Annotated in this window: 16 protein-coding genes; 3 read left to right on the top strand and 13 right to left on the bottom strand. The window is 64.8% G+C overall.

All coding sequences use genetic code 11. The annotated features are described in order from the left end of the window. Window positions 1–445: 445 nt before the first annotated feature. Entirely contained in the window at window positions 446–1453 is a 1008-nt protein-coding gene (gene trxB / locus DL237_RS10195; protein WP_119398945.1) for a thioredoxin-disulfide reductase, read from the bottom strand. Window positions 1454–1643: 190 nt separating this feature from the next. On the opposite strand from trxB, the gene DL237_RS10190 reads away from it, so the two are divergent. Next, window positions 1644–2144 (top strand): Lrp/AsnC family transcriptional regulator, encoded by a 501-nt coding sequence (locus DL237_RS10190; protein ID WP_119398944.1) that lies wholly within the window; start codon window positions 1644–1646, stop codon window positions 2142–2144. A 337-nt stretch (window positions 2145–2481) separates the two neighbouring features. Here DL237_RS10190 and pgeF read toward each other — a convergent pair whose 3' ends face one another. The 3 genes from pgeF to lgt all read right to left on the bottom strand — a co-directional run bounded on the left by pgeF (window position 2482) and on the right by lgt (window position 5342). Then, on the bottom strand, window positions 2482–3237 hold the full coding sequence (gene pgeF / locus DL237_RS10185) for a peptidoglycan editing factor PgeF (protein ID WP_119398943.1): 756 nt from the start codon (window positions 3235–3237) through the stop codon (window positions 2482–2484). 39 nt (window positions 3238–3276) lie between these two features. Further along, the gene (locus DL237_RS10180; protein WP_407691904.1) at window positions 3277–4362 is read right to left on the bottom strand and encodes a class I SAM-dependent methyltransferase; all 1086 of its coding nucleotides are present in this window, start codon (window positions 4360–4362) and stop codon (window positions 3277–3279) included. Between the two features lie 80 nt (window positions 4363–4442). Further along, window positions 4443–5342 (bottom strand): prolipoprotein diacylglyceryl transferase, encoded by a 900-nt coding sequence (lgt, locus tag DL237_RS10175; protein WP_119398942.1) that lies wholly within the window; start codon window positions 5340–5342, stop codon window positions 4443–4445. Between the two features lie 200 nt (window positions 5343–5542). On the opposite strand from lgt, the gene DL237_RS10170 reads away from it, so the two are divergent. Beyond that, window positions 5543–5791 (top strand): accessory factor UbiK family protein, encoded by a 249-nt coding sequence (locus DL237_RS10170; RefSeq protein ID WP_119398941.1) that lies wholly within the window; start codon window positions 5543–5545, stop codon window positions 5789–5791. Window positions 5792–6011: 220 nt separating this feature from the next. Here DL237_RS10170 and DL237_RS10165 read toward each other — a convergent pair whose 3' ends face one another. From DL237_RS10165 to DL237_RS10130, 8 genes are all read right to left on the bottom strand, one after another. Continuing rightward, a complete protein-coding gene (locus DL237_RS10165; RefSeq protein ID WP_119398940.1) occupies window positions 6012–6653 on the bottom strand; it encodes a DUF4136 domain-containing protein in 642 nt (213 codons plus the stop codon). Window positions 6654–6846: 193 nt separating this feature from the next. Next, window positions 6847–7992 carry an iron-containing alcohol dehydrogenase gene (locus DL237_RS10160; protein WP_119398939.1) on the bottom strand — a complete coding sequence of 382 codons (1146 nt, stop codon included), beginning with the start codon at window positions 7990–7992 and terminating at the stop codon, window positions 6847–6849. Window positions 7993–8003: 11 nt separating this feature from the next. Next, window positions 8004–9380: an aldehyde dehydrogenase family protein gene (locus DL237_RS10155; RefSeq protein WP_119398938.1), complete on the bottom strand. Its 1377-nt coding sequence runs from the start codon at window positions 9378–9380 to the stop codon at window positions 8004–8006. A 2-nt stretch (window positions 9381–9382) separates the two neighbouring features. Then, a complete protein-coding gene (locus tag DL237_RS10150) occupies window positions 9383–10744 on the bottom strand; it encodes a glutamine synthetase family protein (protein WP_119398937.1) in 1362 nt (453 codons plus the stop codon). 93 nt (window positions 10745–10837) lie between these two features. Further along, on the bottom strand, window positions 10838–11884 hold the full coding sequence (locus tag DL237_RS10145) for a TRAP transporter substrate-binding protein (RefSeq protein WP_119398936.1): 1047 nt from the start codon (window positions 11882–11884) through the stop codon (window positions 10838–10840). A 57-nt stretch (window positions 11885–11941) separates the two neighbouring features. Further along, on the bottom strand, window positions 11942–13267 hold the full coding sequence (locus DL237_RS10140; RefSeq protein ID WP_119398935.1) for a TRAP transporter large permease: 1326 nt from the start codon (window positions 13265–13267) through the stop codon (window positions 11942–11944). 1 nt (window position 13268) lies between these two features. Continuing rightward, window positions 13269–13862, bottom strand: a complete 594-nt coding sequence (locus tag DL237_RS10135; RefSeq protein ID WP_119398934.1) for a TRAP transporter small permease subunit — start codon at window positions 13860–13862, stop codon at window positions 13269–13271. Further along, a complete protein-coding gene (locus DL237_RS10130; RefSeq protein ID WP_119398933.1) occupies window positions 13859–14656 on the bottom strand; it encodes an N-formylglutamate amidohydrolase in 798 nt (265 codons plus the stop codon). Before DL237_RS10130 ends, DL237_RS10135 begins: the two co-directional genes overlap by 4 nt. Window positions 14657–14761: 105 nt before the next feature. Here DL237_RS10130 and DL237_RS10125 point away from each other — a divergent pair, with 105 nt between their 5' ends. Then, window positions 14762–15640 (top strand): MurR/RpiR family transcriptional regulator, encoded by an 879-nt coding sequence (locus tag DL237_RS10125; protein WP_233544939.1) that lies wholly within the window; start codon window positions 14762–14764, stop codon window positions 15638–15640. Window positions 15641–15676: 36 nt separating this feature from the next. Here the strand turns inward: DL237_RS10125 and aroQ are convergent, their stop codons facing one another. Further along, on the bottom strand, window positions 15677–16117 hold the full coding sequence (aroQ, locus tag DL237_RS10120) for a type II 3-dehydroquinate dehydratase (RefSeq protein ID WP_119398931.1): 441 nt from the start codon (window positions 16115–16117) through the stop codon (window positions 15677–15679). Window positions 16118–16140: the final 23 nt, after the last annotated feature.

The raw sequence follows: 16140 nt of genomic DNA, 5'->3' as shown, positions 1-16140 counted from the left end.
GGGCATCACTTAAACCTTGTTCTTAAAATGACCGAAGAGGCCCGGACGGCCAGCGGCTCAGATGCGACCTAGACCGGATGGAAACAAAAATTCAAGCTTTCGCGGTTTGAAAACGAATTTCGGAACAGACTTGCTGCGCCGCAGCAGCGGTCAGGTCATTTTTCCCCGAAACGGCCAAGAATAAGGCCGATTTTGCCCGAAAATGCGCAGGATCGGGATATGCGCGTCGCGTGACCTGCGAAAAGGTGGCAAAACGCGGCTGAAAATTCTGTCGCAACGATGGCGGGTCAGCTGAAAATTGCGCACTGATCCGCCATTGCGGCCTGCGCTGGACGGGTCGCGCGGGCGGGAAGCGAGGCCCCGAGGGTGCGGCCAGGAACCCTAGCCGCGGGGGCGCGGCCGGGAAGCGAGGCCGCGCCAGTTTTGTGACGGGACGTGGCGCCGATCAGGCGGCGCCTTCGCTCTCCGGGGCGCCATGGCCGAGCGGCAAGGTGGTGTCGCGATCCTCGGCGACGCCGGTTTCAGCAAGAAAGCGTTCGGCGTCCAGCGCGGCCATGCAGCCCATGCCGGCGGAGGTCACGGCCTGGCGATATTTGTGATCGGTCAGGTCACCGGCGGCAAACACGCCGGGCACGGAGGTTTCGGTCGAACCCGGCTTTACCTTGACGTAGCCGCCGTGGTGCAACTCAAGCTGATCCTTGACCAGTTCGGAGGCGGGCGCGTGGCCGATCGCGATGAAAACGCCCTTGGCCGAAAGCTCGGATTCGGCACCGCTGCGCACATCACGCACCTTGATTCCGGTGACGCCCCTGGGGCTGTCTTCGCCAACAACCTCGACAAGCTCATGAAACCAAAGGGTTTCAATCTTGGGGTTCTTTTCCAACCGGTCTTGCAGGATCTTTTCGGCGCGCAGTTCGTCGCGGCGGTGGATCAGGGTGACCTTGGAGGCGAAGTTGGTCAGGAACAGTGCCTCTTCGACGGCCGTATTGCCGCCGCCGATAACCACGATTTCCTGCCCGCGATAGAAGAAGCCATCGCAGGTCGCGCAGGCCGAAACGCCGAAGCCCTTGAAGGCGTCCTCGGTTTCAAGGCCCAGCCACTTGGCGCGCGCGCCGGTCGCCAGGATCACGGCATCCGCGATGTATTCGGTGCCGGAATCACCCTTGGCGACGAAAGGGCGGGTGGAGAGGTCGAGATCGGTGATGATGTCGCCGATGATCTCGGTCCCCATCGCCTTGGCGTGGGCCTCCATGTTGATCATCAGATCGGGGCCCTGAATCTCGGTCGCGCCGGGCCAGTTTTCGACTTCGGTCGTGGTGGTCAGCTGGCCGCCGGGTTCGATCCCCTGCACGAGGATGGGGTCCAGCATGGCGCGGCTGGCGTAGACGCCTGCGGTGTAGCCTGCGGGGCCGGAGCCGATGATCAGTACCTTGGTCTTGCGCGTCTCAGCCATGTCAGCCTCTCCTGATATCAGAGTTTTGCATATCTAATCGTGCCGGGGCATAGGTGCAAGGCGCGCCGCCCTGCGCAATAAATCGCCGCATTCACCCCGGCAGGCATGATGATATGTTGCGTGATTGTGAAACATTATTGCGCAAGGTATGGCGCCTGCTATAAGAAACGCAATTCTGGGGAGCGCAGATATGCCTGGTACACGACTAGATCCAATTGACAGGAAGATCCTTGCGGAGCTTCAGGCGGATGGGCGGATGACCAATGTCGAACTTGCCAAGCGGGTCGGGATTTCGGCGCCGCCGTGTCTGCGGCGGGTGCGCACGCTGGAGGAATCCGGGTTCATTCGCGGCTATCACGCCGAGGTCGATTCGCGCGAGCTGGGATTCGAGGTGCAGGTCTTTGCTTCGGTCGGGCTGGTCAGCCAGGCGGAGGCCGACCTGGTCGCCTTTGAAACGCTGTGCCGGGAATGGCCGCTGGTGCGCGAGTGCCATATGCTGAACGGCGAGGTCGATTTCATCCTGAAGTGCGTGGCGCCGGACCTGTCGACCTTTCAGAGCTTTCTGACTGGCAAGCTGACCTCGGCCGAGAACGTCGCGAGCGTCAAGACGTCGCTGGTGATCCGCTGTGCCAAGGACCAGCCGGGTGTGCCGTTCGAGGTGCTGGAAGAGCGTTTGGCGCGCGACGCCTGAGGCGATTTTCGCGCGGCTGTCGGTATTGCGGGGCGTGACCCCGCCAAGTCATTGAAAACGCTGAATTCGAACGTCGGTATCTGAACGGTATCCGAGCGGTAAGTGAACGGTGTTTTGCAGCCGTTTTTGCGGGCCGTTCCTGTCGGGCAATGCCGGGGGAAGGTACGGATTGCGGCGCTGAGTCAGCGCGTTCCGGGGCCCGAACATCCAGCGGCCAGGGCCCGGGTCAGGGGTGGGGTCAGGGCCGGCGTCGGTCAGGGATGGCGACAGTCAGGGATGGCTACAGTCAGATATGGCGAGTGGGGGCGCGACGGGCCGTCGCCCGCAGCCGTCGCCCTTACAGGCGGATGACCGAGATCAGGCGGCCATAGTCGGCCTGGCCTTCATGGGTCGTGCGGCGATAGGAAAAGAACCGGTCGGGGTCGGAATAGGTGCAATGGCCGATCCATTCCGCCTGGGCGATTCCGGCACTGCGCAGGCGGTGCAGCCCGTAGGCGGGCAGGTCGAACAGATACCTGTCGCCTTCGCCATTGGCGAAAAAGCGGGTGTTGTCGGGATCGTCGACCATGAAATCATCGAGGAATTCTGGGCCGACCTCGTAGGCGCGCTGGCTGATCGACGGGCCGATGGCGGCGGTGATGCGGGCGCGGTCCGCGCCGAGGTCGACCATCGCGTCGATGGTGGATTCCAGCACGCCGTCGATGGCGCCGCGCCATCCGGCGTGCGCCGCGCCGATGACCTGGGCCTGTGGGTCGGCCAGCAGCACCGGCTGGCAATCGGCGGTCAGGATCGACAGGGCGACGCCGGGGGTGGCGGTGACGATGCCATCGGCCTCGGGCGGGGTGTCGAAGGGGCCCGTGGCGGGCAGGGCGCGGGCCGAATGCACCTGGTGCACATAGGTCAGCGCGCCGGGTTCGACATCCATCGCGGTGGCGACGCGGGCACGGTTGATCGACACGATCTCGGCCTGATCGGAGGACTCCATGCCGCAGTTCAGCCCGGAAAAGATACCCGAGGAGGCCCCGCCCTTGCGGGTGAAGAAGCCGTGGCGGATGGGCGCGAGTGCCGATGAGGTGAGAATTTCCAGTGCCATGCGATCCTTGCTGAGGTGTCAGTGTTACGCGGAGTCGTGTTACGCGGAGTCGTGTTTCGCGGGTTCGAGGCCGGGCGGCGGTCGGTGGCCTTTGGGATACAACGCGAGGGTCTTGAAGAGCGTTCCCATTTCCTGTGGGTGGGTCAAGCGGCGATGTGCCGCGACATGTGCGGAAAGCGCGTCATCGGTCAGCCGCGCCGCCAGCGCCTGCGCGCGCGCCGTGATGCCAAGACGTTCGAGAAAGACCCCCTGGGGGGTCAGCAGGCTGTGGCAGGCCGGGGCGGCGGCGGTGGCGATATCTTCGAAATCGACATGGGCGGTCAGGTCGGACTGGCCGGGATCGGCAAGGGGATCGGCATAGGCGTGGTTGCGCAGCGCCTGAAGCGTGTCGCCCTGGCTGCGCCAGTCGCCATAATCCACGATCAGTGCCGCGCCGCCATGGCGCGCGATATGGTCACCGATCTGGGCGGCGATGGCCGAGGCCGCAGGGCAGGTTTCGACGATGTCGCCGGGCTTGGTATCGCCCAGTCGATGCGCGAGGGCGGGTTCGGGGGCGGCGCCGGTCAGGCCGAGGGTCAGCGTGGTGCCCTGCGCGGTGACGCGGCGTTCCTGCCACAGGATGTCATCGGCGCGCACGAACTGCCGGATCGGCAGGGCATCGAAGAATTCGTTTGCGACAAGGAACAGCGGTGCGTCGGGCATATCGCCAAGGCGGTCGCGCCATGCGACGTCTTGGCCTTTGAGCGTGGCTTTCTGGGCGCGGCGCAGGGTGGGCGAAACCTCGACCAGCAGCAGGGTCATGGCGGCGTGAAAGCCGGGCACGCCACGGGTGGCGCGCAGGATGTCGGCCATCAGGGTGCCGCGACCGGGGCCGAGTTCGGCAAGGGTGAAGGGGCTGGGCGCGCCCTGATCCAGCCAGCTTTGCGCCAGCGACAGGCCGATCAGTTCACCGAACATCTGGCTGATTTCGGGGGCTGTGGTGAAGTCGCCCGCCGCCCCCAGCGGATCGCGGGTGGTATAGTAGCCATAGCGCGGGTGCAGCAGGCAATCGGCCATGTAATCGGACAGGCGCAGCGGGCCGTCCTGTGCGATGCGGTCCAGCAGGTGCCGGGTCAGCGGGGGGATGGGGCCGTTGTCGGGACCGTTATCGGGGCCAGTGTCTGGGCCAGTTTCTGGGCTGGTATCGGGTCTGTTGTCGGGCATGGTCACGGCGTGGCGGCACGGGGGCGGCACGACCATGCGACAAGGGCAAGGCCGATCAGGACCATCGGCAGCGACAGCACCTGGCCCATCGTCAGCCCCGCCGTTTCGCTGAACTGGAGGACATGGCCATGCGGGTTGGTCGGCGTGATGAACTGCGCATCGGCAAGGCGGAAGAATTCGACGATGAAACGCGCCACACCGTAGCCGGCGATGAAGATGCCGGTCAGGCGGCCCGGGCGTTTCAGGATGGTCGTGGTGAAGGCCAGCGTGATCAGGATCGCGCCGAGGATCAGCCCCTCCATCCCCGCCTCGTAGAGTTGCGAGGGGTGGCGGGCGCAGGGGGCGGCGGCGGTGGCACAGCTCTGCGCGGCCTCACCGGGAAAGATCACGCCCCAGGGCGCGTCGGTGGGGCGTCCCCACAGCTCGGCGTTGATGAAGTTGGCGATGCGGCCCAGCAGCAGCCCCGGCGGCGTCGCCAGCGCCAGCATGTCGAAGGCGGGCAGCAGCGGGATCGACTGGCGGTAGCAAAAGAGGGTGATGGCGATGGCGACGCCGATCAGCCCGCCGTGAAAGGCCATGCCGCCCTGCCAGATCATCGGGATCTCGGCCGGGTGGGCGAAGTAGTACTCGGGCTGGTAGAACAGCACGAAGCCCAGCCGCCCGCCGAGGATGACACCGACGATCAGCCAGGTCAGGAAATCGTCCAGCTGGGTGCGGGTCATCGGCGCGGCATTGGCGGGCCAGAGGCGGGCACGGTCGATGGCGGCGCGCGCCAGCAGCCAGCCCAGCACGATCCCCACAAGGTAGGCCAGGGCGTACCAGCGCAGCGAGAACGAGAACCCGCCGAGCGACAGCGTGAAGATCTCGGGCGAGATGTCGGGGAAGGGGATTGCGGCTTTCATCGGGGGTATCTGCCTGCGGGGGCGGCGCAAAGTCAAGCGGGGGCGTCGGGCCTTGTGTGATGTGCGGTTGCGGGGCGGCTGTGGGGCGCGTGTGGCGGGAGCGGGGCGGCGGTTTCGGCGCAAAACGGCCGAGGGGTTGAGCCGGCGGCCGACCCGGCCCATATAGGAAGCAACCGTAACACTTGCGTGTGAGAGAGCCGATGCAGACCCGTTCAAAGTTCTTCGACGACATGTCCCAGCTGATGACGAACGCCATGGGTGTGGCCCAGGGCGCCAAGGACGAGGCCGAAACGGCCTTCAAATCGCGCATCGACCGCTGGTTGGCCGACCGCGATTTCGTCACGCGGGAAGAATTCGATGCCGTGCGCCTGATGGCGCAGAAAGCCCGCGAAGAGAATGCGGCGCTGAAGGCCCGCCTGGATGCGATGGAGGCCACGCCGAAAGGCTGAGCCACCTGCCAGCGATACAAGATGCGCAAAGCGCCTGCCCTGGAGAGGGTCGGGCGCTTTTTTGCTGTTCTCGGAGGGTATAGGTCGGACCGGGGGCGATGAGAACGGGCGCTGGTTCGACCGGGGGCTGGTTTGACTGGGCGCTGGTTCGACTGGGCGCTGGTTTGACCGGGAGCGAGACTACCTTGGCGAGCAGCGCTTTGGGGGGGGGGCGGGGCGCTCAGAGCCTGGTGCAGCCGTTTTCGGATTTGATCGTGATATTGCCGGTGCGCGCCTGCGGGAAATCCTTGAGCAGGGCACCGAAGATCGCGTCGGCCTCGGTGGTGAAGGCGGCGCAGGGGCCCCGGCTGATGCCGCGCGCCTCGAACACCTGCCGCCCGGTGCGGGCGTCGGTCATGTCGAGCGTGACGCGGCGGGTGAACACGGTTTCGACCTTGGTGCGCATTTCGTAGCCGACGACGCCAAAGACCGGTACCCGCCGTGTTCCGGTTGTACCGTCAGGGCCGGGCCGGCGCGCGGGGACGGTGCGATAACCGATGATGTCACGTTCTGGCACCCGGTATTCGCTGGTCACCTGCCGCCCGTCATCGACGGAATAGGCGAAACTGGCGATCAGGCGGGCATCGGCGCGGCGCGGCACGGTGGCAAAGCCATGCGCCAGCAACACCCCGGCCAATGTGCGGGCATTGGTCTGCCAGCCGAGCGAGGCCGCATCGGCACCATCGCCGGGGGTGATATAGACCGTGCGGGGCGTGATGTCGGCAGGGATGGCGGAATTTGCCGCAACGCTGGTGGTCACCATCGAACAGGCATTCAGGCCCAGCAGGGCAAGGACGCAGAACAGGACAGGGACAAGCCGCATGGGAACCTCCTTCGCTGGGGGCCATCTGTCGGCGGGGCCACAGCGTGTACTTGCCTTTAATCTAGCGGAGGGTCGCGGGCAGTCAAAGGCCCGCCGCGGACCTGGTCGGTGCTGGTCGCGGCGGGCGGGGCGTTTGGGCCAAGACAGAGCGGCCAAAGCGGGAGGTGCGGGCGACGCCGTGCCGCCCGGTGCCTCAGAGTGCGTCGAGCAGGACGGGCCTGAGGTTTTCGGCCGTCAGCGTCACCGGGTTGCCGCCGCAGGAGGGATCCTCGAGCGCCATGGCGACGATGTCGTCGACACGGTCGTCCGCAACGCCGAGCGCCGAGAGCTTGCGCGGGATGCCGAGCTGATCGTTGAAGTCCTGCACGAAGGCACAGAAACCGTCAAAGCCGCCCTCGATCCCCAGATAGGGCGTGGCGAGGTCGAAGCGGGCGCGGATCGCGTCGGCATTCAGTTTCAGCACGGCGGGCATGAACACGGCGTTGGTGGTGCCGTGGTGGGTGTTGTAAACCGCCCCGATGGGGTGAGACAGCGCATGGATCGCGCCGAGGCCCTTTTGAAACGCCGTCGCGCCCATCATGGCGGCCGACATCATCTGCGCGCGCGCGTCGATGTCGTCGGGGGTGTTGTAGGCGCGGGGCAGGTTGTCGATGACCAGGCGCATCCCCTCAAGCGCGATGCCTTGGGACATCGGGTGGTAGTGGGGGCTGCTGAACGCCTCGACGCAATGGGCGAAGGCATCGAGGCCGGTGCCTGCGGTGATGAATTTCGGCATCCCCACGGTCAGCTCGGGGTCGCAGATGACGACCGTCGGCAGCACCTTCGGGTGGAAGATGATCTTTTTCACGTGGGTTTCGGAATTGGTGATCACGCTGGCGCGGCCCACTTCGGAACCGGTGCCTGCGGTTGTCGGCACGGCCACGATGGGGGCGATGCCGTCGGGGTCGGCGCGGGTCCACCAATCGCCGATATCCTCATATTCCCAGACGGGGCGGGTCTGGCCGGACATGAAGGCGATCATCTTGGCCAGGTCGAGGCCGGAGCCGCCGCCGAAGGCGATGACACCGTCATGGCCGCCCTCGTGGTAGACGCGCAGGCCTTCGGCCAGGTTCTTTTCCGTCGGGTTGGCGTCGACGCCGCTGAACATGGCGCGGCCCAGGCCCCCCGCGACCATCAGGTCGAGGGTGGATTGGGTGATCGCCATGTCGGCCAGCCCGCGGTCGGTGACCAGCAGCGGTTTGCGGATATTGGCCGCGCCGCAGGCGGCAGCGATTTCGGCGATGCGACCGGCACCAAAGCGGATCGCGGTGGGGTAGGACCAGTTTGCGGTCAGGCTCATGGGATATTCTCTCAGGATTTGCGGTAGTGGTGCGACTTGGGCCGCGTCAGGGCGAGGAAGCCGAGCGCCGAGAGGCCCGCGCCATGCCCGGTGTCCTTGCAGCCCGTCCAGCACAGCGCCGGGTCGAGGTAGTCGCAGCGGTTCATGAAGACGGTGCCGGTTTCCAGCTGCGGGGCGATGTAATCCATCGCGGCGGCGTCGCGGGTAAAGACGGCGGCCGTCAGGCCATACTTGCAATCGTTCATCAGGGCGATGGCCTGATCGTCATCCGACACGGGCATGATGCCGACGACGGGGCCAAAGCTTTCCTCGGTCATCACTTCCATCTCGTGATTGACGCCGGTCAGGATCTGCGGCGTCAGGTAGGCACCGCCATCGTCGCCCTCCATCTCCTCGATATGGGCGGTTGCGCCCTGGGCGATAGCCCATTGGATCTGGGCCCGCACGGTGCCCGCAAAGCGCACGTTGGCCATCGGGCCGATCGTGGTTTCGGGATCGAGCGGATCCCCGAGTTTCTGGGCCGAGACCCATGCGACGGCCTTTTCGACGAAGGCGTCATAGAGGCTTTCGTGCACATAGATCCGTTCGATGCCGCAGCAGCACTGCCCGGCGTTGAACATCGCGCCGTCCATCAGCCCGTCGACGGCGGCATCCAGATCGGCGTCGGCGCGCACATAGCCCGGATCCTTGCCGCCCAGTTCGGTGGCGACGGGGGTGAAGGTGCCCGCGGCGGCCTGCTCCATCGCGCGGCCCCCGGCAACGGAGCCGGTGAAGTTGACGAAATCGAAGGCGCGGGCGGCGATCAGGTTGGACGTGGTGTCATGATCCAGCACGAGGTTCTGGAAGACATCGGCGGGCAGGCCCGCGGCCTCGAACGCCTCGGCCAGGTGTTCGCCGACCTTGAGGGTCTGGGAGGCGTGTTTCAGCACCACGGCATTGCCCGCGATCAGCGCCGGGGCGATGGTGTTGATCGCCGTCATGTAGGGATAGTTCCAGGGCGCGACGACCAGCACGACACCGTGCGCCTCGCGGGTGATCTTGCGGGTAAAGGCGGCGCTCTCCTCGATCACCATGGGGGCGAGGGTGGTTTCCGCGATGTCGGCCATGTAGCTGGCGCGTTCGTTGAAACCGCCGAATTCGCCGCCATAGCGGATGGGGCGGCCCATCTGGTGCGCCAGCTCGGTGGTCATGCGGTCGGTTTCGCCGCCGATATGGGCGATGGCGGCGCGCACCATCGCGATGCGGTCGGCCATCGGGCGCGCGGCCCAGTCGAATTGCGCGGCGCGGGCATTGTCGACGGCCATGCCTGCGGCGGCGGGGTCCATGACCTCGCGCTCAAGATAGGTGGAGCCGTCGATGGGCGAGATGAGTTTAACGGTTTTGGGCATTCTCAGGCTCTTTCGAATCCGCGTTGCAGTTCCCAGTCGGTGACGACTGCGTCGTAGGCTTCCTGTTCCCAGTCGGCGGCGCGGGTGTAGTGGTCGACCACGTCATCGCCGAAGGTGTCGCGCAGGAAGGTGGAGTTGGTCAGGGTGTCACGGGCCGCGCGCAGGGTGGAGGGCACTTCGGGCATCGTGCCCTGTTCGTAGATGTCGCCGGTGATCGGCGCGTCAAGGGTGAGGCCGTCCTCGATCCCCTTGATGCCGGCGGCGATCTGCACGGCCATGGCGAGGTAGGGGTTCAGGTCCGAGCCGCCGATGCGGCATTCCATGCGCACGGACTTGGAATTCGCACCGCAGAGGCGGAACCCGGCAGTGCGGTTGTCGACCGACCAGACGGATTTGGTGGGGGCAAAGCTGCCTGCCTGAAAGCGTTTGTACGAGTTGATGTTGGGCGCGAGGAAGTAGGTGTAATCGGGCGCATACTTGATCAGGCCGGCGCAGTAGCTTTTCATCATCGCGGACATGCCGAGGTCGTCGGAGGCGTCGTAAAAGGCGTTCTTGCCATCGGCCCACATGGACTGGTGCACATGCGAGGAGCTGCCGACGCGGTCGCGGTGCCATTTCGGCAGGAACGACGCGGCGTGTCCCTTCATCAGCGCGATGTCCTTGATCGCGAGCTTGGCGATGGTGTGGTAATCGGCGCAGGCCAGCGCCTCGGCGTATTTGATGTTCAGCTCTTCCTGACCGGCCTCGGCCTCGCCCTTGGAATTCTCGATCGGGATGCCGGCGGCGTAGAGGGCATTGCGCACCGGGCGCATCACGACCTCGTCCCGCAGGGTCATCTGGATCGAGTAATCTTCGTTATAGGGGGCAAGGGTGTCGAGGGCGGTGAAGCCGGATTTGCGGATTTCATCAAAGGATTTCTCGAACAGGAAAAACTCAAGCTCGGTCGCCATCATCGGGGTCAGACCCATGTCGGTGAGGCGGGCGATCTGGCCTTTGAGCATGGCGCGCGGCGAATGCGGCACCGGCGCGTGATGGTGGTGGTCCAGCACATCGCAGAGCACCATCGCGGTCCCGTCGATCCAGGGCACGGGGCGCAGGGTCGAGAGGTCGGGACGCATGATGTAATCGCCATAGCCCGCTTGCCAGGAGGTCGATTTATAGCCCTCGACCGTGTACATTTCCAGGTCGGTGGCCAGCAGGTAGTTGCAGCAATGGCTTTCTTCCCAGGCGCTGTCGACGAAGTGGGCGGCATTGAAGCGTTTGCCCATCAGGCGGCCCTGCATGTCGACGATGCAGGCCAGAACCGTATCGACGGTGCCGTCCGCGACCTGTTGTTTCAAAGCGTCAAATGTCAGTTGTGCCATGGCGTCTTTCTTCCTGCCTTTCAGCATAGGGGCCTTTCAGCATAAGGGGGCGACCGAGTGGCCGCCCCGTACAGGTGTTTCGCGGCGAGCCTATCAGAAGGTGTAGGGCGGGCCAGCCTTGGATACGACGTCGTTGTAATCGCGGAAGATCTGCACGATCTTGGCCGCGGTTTCGCCTTCTTCTGCCATCTCGTCCCAGAACTTGACGGCGGCGTCTTCGACGGTCTTCCATTCGTCTGCCGGGATCGTGGTCAGCGCCAGCTTGTCGCCCTGCGCGCGCAGGCGTGCCTCGCCGCCCCAGTACCACTGGTTGCGGTAGGTGTGGCTGGCCTCGATCGCGGAGGAGACGATGGTTTTCAGATGCTCGGGCAGGTCGGCCCAGCGTTGCTGGTTGACGAAGAACGACCCGATCCATGCACCGGAGATGTTGTTGGTCAGGAAGTGGTTGGTCACATCCGCCCAGCCGACGGTGTAGTCTTCGGTGATGCCGGACCATGCCATGCCGTCAAGTTCGCCGGTCTGCACGGCGACCTGCGCGTCCTCATAAGGAATGTTCACCGGAACGACGCCGAACTGCGACAGGAAGCGGCCTGCGGTCGGGAAGGTGTACAGCTTCAGCCCGTCCATGTCGGCCAGCGAGTTGATCGGGTTGACGGTGTTGAAGTTGCAGGGGTCCTGGCCCGCGGCAGACAGCCATTTGACGCCGACCTTGGCGTATTCCTCTTCCCAGATCTCGGCCAGGCCGTACTGGTTGAACAGCACCGGCACGTCGAGCGAATGCTTGGTCGCGAGCGGGAAGTACCCGCCGAAGTTGCGCACCGGGGTGGGCGAGGCCATCGAGTCGTCGTCCGAGTGCACGCCATCGAGGGTGCCGCGTTGCAGGGCCTGAAACAACTCGCCGGTGGGGACGATCTGGTCGGCATAGTACAGTTCGATTTCCAGTTCGCCCTGCGCCGCGGCGTTGATCGCGTCGATGGCGGGTTTGGTGACTTCCTGCCCCAGGGCGGAGCCGGCGTAGGTCTGGAACCGCCATTTGATCGCCTCTTGTGCGCGGGCGATGCCGGGGGCGGCGAGGGCAGCGGGGGCGGCCATCGCGGCCCCCTTCAGAAAGGACCGTCTGTTGGTTGGTTTGGTGGTCATTGAGGTAACTCCCATGTTGCGGTTGTCGTTGCCCTGCTTGCGACAGGGTTCTCTTGGTTATTTCGCGTAGACCGTGTCTGGCAGCCATGTGGCGATGCCGGGAAACACCATGACGACGATCAGGGCCAGGATCATCACGGCGACGAAGGGAAAGATCGAGCCATAGATGTCGCGCAGGGTGATTTCCGGCGGCGCCATGGCGCGCATCAGGAACAGGTTGTAGCCGAAGGGCGGGGTCATGTAGGCGATCTGGCAGGTGATCGTATAGAGCACCCCGTACCACACCAGGTCGAAGCCGAGCGCACCGACCAGCGGCACGTAGAGCGGGGCGACGATGACCAGCATTGCCGTGTCATCGAGAAAGCTGCCCATGACGAGAAAACTGAGCTGCATGAGGATGAGGATCATCCATGGTGACAGGCCGAGCTTTTCGGTGAAGAGGTTTTCGATTGCCTTGACCGCGCCGAGGCCGTCGAACACCGCACCGAACGCCAGGGCGGCCAGGATGATCCACATGAACATGCAGGAAATGGCGAGGGTCTGGCGGGTGGCGGTTTCGAACACGCGCCAGCTCATCCGGCCTTTCAGCAGGGCGGCGGTGAAGGCGGCGAGGGCGCCGATGGCCGAAGCTTCGACCAGCGAGGTATAGCCCATGACGAAGGGCACCATCATCACCAGAAAGATACCCAGCGGCAGGGTGCCGGCCCACAGCAGGCGCAGTTTCTCGGCCATGGGAATGTCGCGATCCTCGGCGCTGAGGGCGGGGCCGAGCGCGGGGTTCAGGGCGCAGCGGATGACGATGTAGAGGATGAACATCCCCGCCATGAGAAAGCCCGGCCCGATGCCCGCCAGCCAGAGCTGGCCGACCGGCTGGCGCGCGATCATGGCATAAAGCACCAGAACGACGGAGGGCGGCACGAGGATGCCGAGGGAGGATCCGGCCTGAATGACGCCGGTGACCATCTTCTTGTCGTAGCCGCGTTTCAGCAGTTCGGGCAGCGCGATGGTTGAGCCGATGGCCATGCCCGCCACCGACAGACCGTTCATCGCCGAGACCAGCACCATCAACCCGATGGTGCCGATGGCGAGGCCGCCGCGAATGCCGCCCATCCAGACGTGGAACATGCGGTAGAGGTCGTCGGCAATCTTGCTCTCGGACAGGACGTAGCCCATGAAGACGAACATGGGCAGCGTCAGCATGGGGTACCATTTCATCAGCTTCATCAGCGCGCCGTAGCCGAGGTCGTATCCGCCCTTGTCGCCCCAGAGGCAGAGGGCCGCGACGACCGCGACAAAACCGATGGCGCCAAAGACGCGCTGGCCGGTCAGCAGCATCAGCATCATCGAGCTGAACATAAGCAGGGCGATCAGTTCATAAGACATATCAGACCGCTTCCCCGCGAATGCGCAGGATATCCTTGAAGAATTCCGACAGTACCTGCAACAGCATCAGAAACAGCCCGATGCAGGTGATCAGCTTGATCGGCCACATGACGGGCCGCCACGAGGAAGACGAGACCTCGATATAGCCCAGCACCTCGGAGGCCGCGTCGGGGCCGCCGGTGAAGAACGCGCCGATCAGCCTGCCGAAAAAGGCAAAGGGCGAGCCCATGAAATTGCCGAGCGAATAAGCCAGCGAGGCGAGGCCGCCCCAGATCAGCACCGCGAGGTAGAAGATCAGGCAGAACACCGTCAGCGCGTCGAGGCAGGCCTTCCGGTGGTCCGAAAGCTCGGCATAGAACAGGTCCATGCGGACGTTGCTGCCGAGCTGGATCGAATACGGCCCGCCGAGGATGTAATAGGCGACCATGACGAATTGCGCGGTTTCCAGTGTCCACATGGCCGGGGAATAGAAGACCTTGGAGACGGTGGACCAGAGCAGGATGCCCATCAGCCCGAACAGGCCGAACATCACCAGCCGCCCAAGGCCATAGTTGAACAGATCGACAAAGCGGATGTAGCCGCGCAGAACCTTCATGCCGCGCCACCTGTCGTCAGCTGTTTGCCGGTGCAGCGGGTGGCCAGTTGCGCCAGCGAGCGGCTGAGGGCACCACAGAGCTGTTCGGCAACCTCGGCCACGGCGGCGGCATCGGTCAGCAGGTCGTTGCGGACCTCGATCATCACGTTCAGGCGGCCGCGCGGGATGGCATGTTCGGCCAGCGTATGCGTGACGCCGTCGGTGGCGGAATAGGGGGCGTTCAGCTCGGCTTTCAAAGGGCCGCTCCAGTTTGTCATCATTGCGGTTGCGAGGCGGGCATCGCTGTCGTGCAGCAGGCCGATTTCGGTATCGCGCCGGGTGCCGTGCCAGAGGGGCGTAAACGAATGCACCGTGACCACCGCACCGCCGTGGCGTTCCAGCACGGCAGAGAGCGCGGCCTGGAAGGGGCGGTAGATCGCATCGGTACGGGCGGCGCGCTGGGCAGGGGTCAGCGCGGCATTGCCCGGAACGTCGATCGTTTCGCTGCGCACCGGCATGGCGCTGGGCACGTCGGGGGGGCGGTTGCAGTCGTAGACGAGGCGGGACACACGCCCGGCCACCAGAGGCGCATGCAGCCGTTCCGACATGGCCGTGGCCAGATCCAGCGCGCCGGGATCCCAGACCGCGTGGCTGAGCCGGTCGGCCTGCGACAGGCCCAGACCGCCGAGCGATGCCGGGATCGCCGCGCTGGCATGTTCGCACACCAGCACCACGGGGCCGGTGCCACCAGGGTTCGCCACCGCAACAGCGGGCTGTTCGCCGGGGGCGAGAATATGTGAGTCACTGGCTGTCATGGCCGCAGAAGAGAACGGCGGCGGGTGTGAAGTCAACGCATTTTTGTAGACATGACTACAGCCAGAGAATATTTTGTAGTCATTCTTACAAAGGGAGTGCAGATCGTGGCAGATGCAGGCGCAGACCAGGTCAAGGCGCTGATACATGCCGCCACGACACGCCTGACGGCCAGCGAAAAGCGTGTCGGAGAGGTGATCCTGAAGGACTATCCGATGGCGGGAATGCAGTCCGTCACCAAGCTGGCCGAACTGGCCGCCGTATCGACCCCGACCGTTATACGCATGGCCCGCAAGCTGGGGTTCGAGGGGTTCCCCGAATTGCAGACGGCGCTGCGCGGCGAGGTGGCGGACCGTATCAAGGCGCCATCGCTGAAGCGGGATGCCCGGGCGGCGGCGGGCGAGGGCACGGGGCACGTGCTGCATCGTTTCACCGAAGCGGTGATCCGCAATCTGAACGGATCGCTGGACCGGCTGGACCCGGTTGTCTTTGATCGTGTGGCCGACCTGCTGGCCGACACGGCCCGGCCTGCCTATTTCGTGGGCGGTCGGATCACCCGGTCGAACGCGAGCTATTTTCACAACCACATCCAGATCATCCGCGCCAATGTCACGCTGCTGAGCCAGACGCCGAACGTCTGGCCGCACTACCTGCTGGACATGAACGAACGGTCGGTCCTGATCGTGTTCGACATCCGCCGCTACGAAAAGGATCTGCAAAAGCTGGCCGAGCTGGCGCATGAACGGGGCGCGACCATCGTGCTGTTCACCGATCAATGGGGGTCGCCGATCGCCCAGGTGGCGGAAAACGTGTTCAACCTTCAGGTCGAGGCGCCGTCGAACTGGGACAGCACCATCGCGATCATGGCCGTGGTCGAGGCCCTGATCGCCGAGGTGCAGGCCAAACGCTGGGACGACACGCAGGGCCGCCTGCAAGAGCTGGAGTCGATGTTTTCAACCACGCGTGTCTTTCGCAACTTTACCTGATGGCGCGTCCCCGGGGCCGGCGGGCCGGCGTTGGGGTTATTTCGCCAGCAGCGTGCCGAGGCGACGCAGGGCAAGGGTATAGCCTTCGGTGCCGAAGCCCGCGATCACGCCATCGGCGCGCAACGAGACATAGGAATGGTGGCGAAAGCTTTCGCGTTTGTGCACGTTGGAGATATGCACCTCGAACACCAGCCCTTCGAACGCGTTCAGCGCATCCAGGATCGCGACCGATGTATGCGTGTAGGCGCCGGGGTTGATGACGATCCCGGCGGCGGTTTCACGCGCGGCATGGATGCAGTCGATGATGCCGCCTTCGTGGTTGGACTGGAAAAAGGCGCAGGACAACCCGAGCGGGCCGGCCATCGCGGTGCAGGCGGCGGCCACGTCATCAAGGGTTTCATGTCCGTAGATCGCTGGCTGCCGTTTGCCGAGCAGGTTCAGGTTGGGACCATTGATGATCTGGATCAGCTGCGTCATTGCGCCCTCCGCTTGCCATGAAA

It is taken from the genome of Pseudooceanicola sediminis, from assembly GCF_003575965.1.
In the GTDB taxonomy this organism is placed as follows: Bacteria; Pseudomonadota; Alphaproteobacteria; order Rhodobacterales; family Rhodobacteraceae; genus Pseudooceanicola; species Pseudooceanicola sediminis.
Note: the sequence above shows the minus strand (reverse complement) of the source record. Positions and strands in the feature narration are given on the sequence as shown.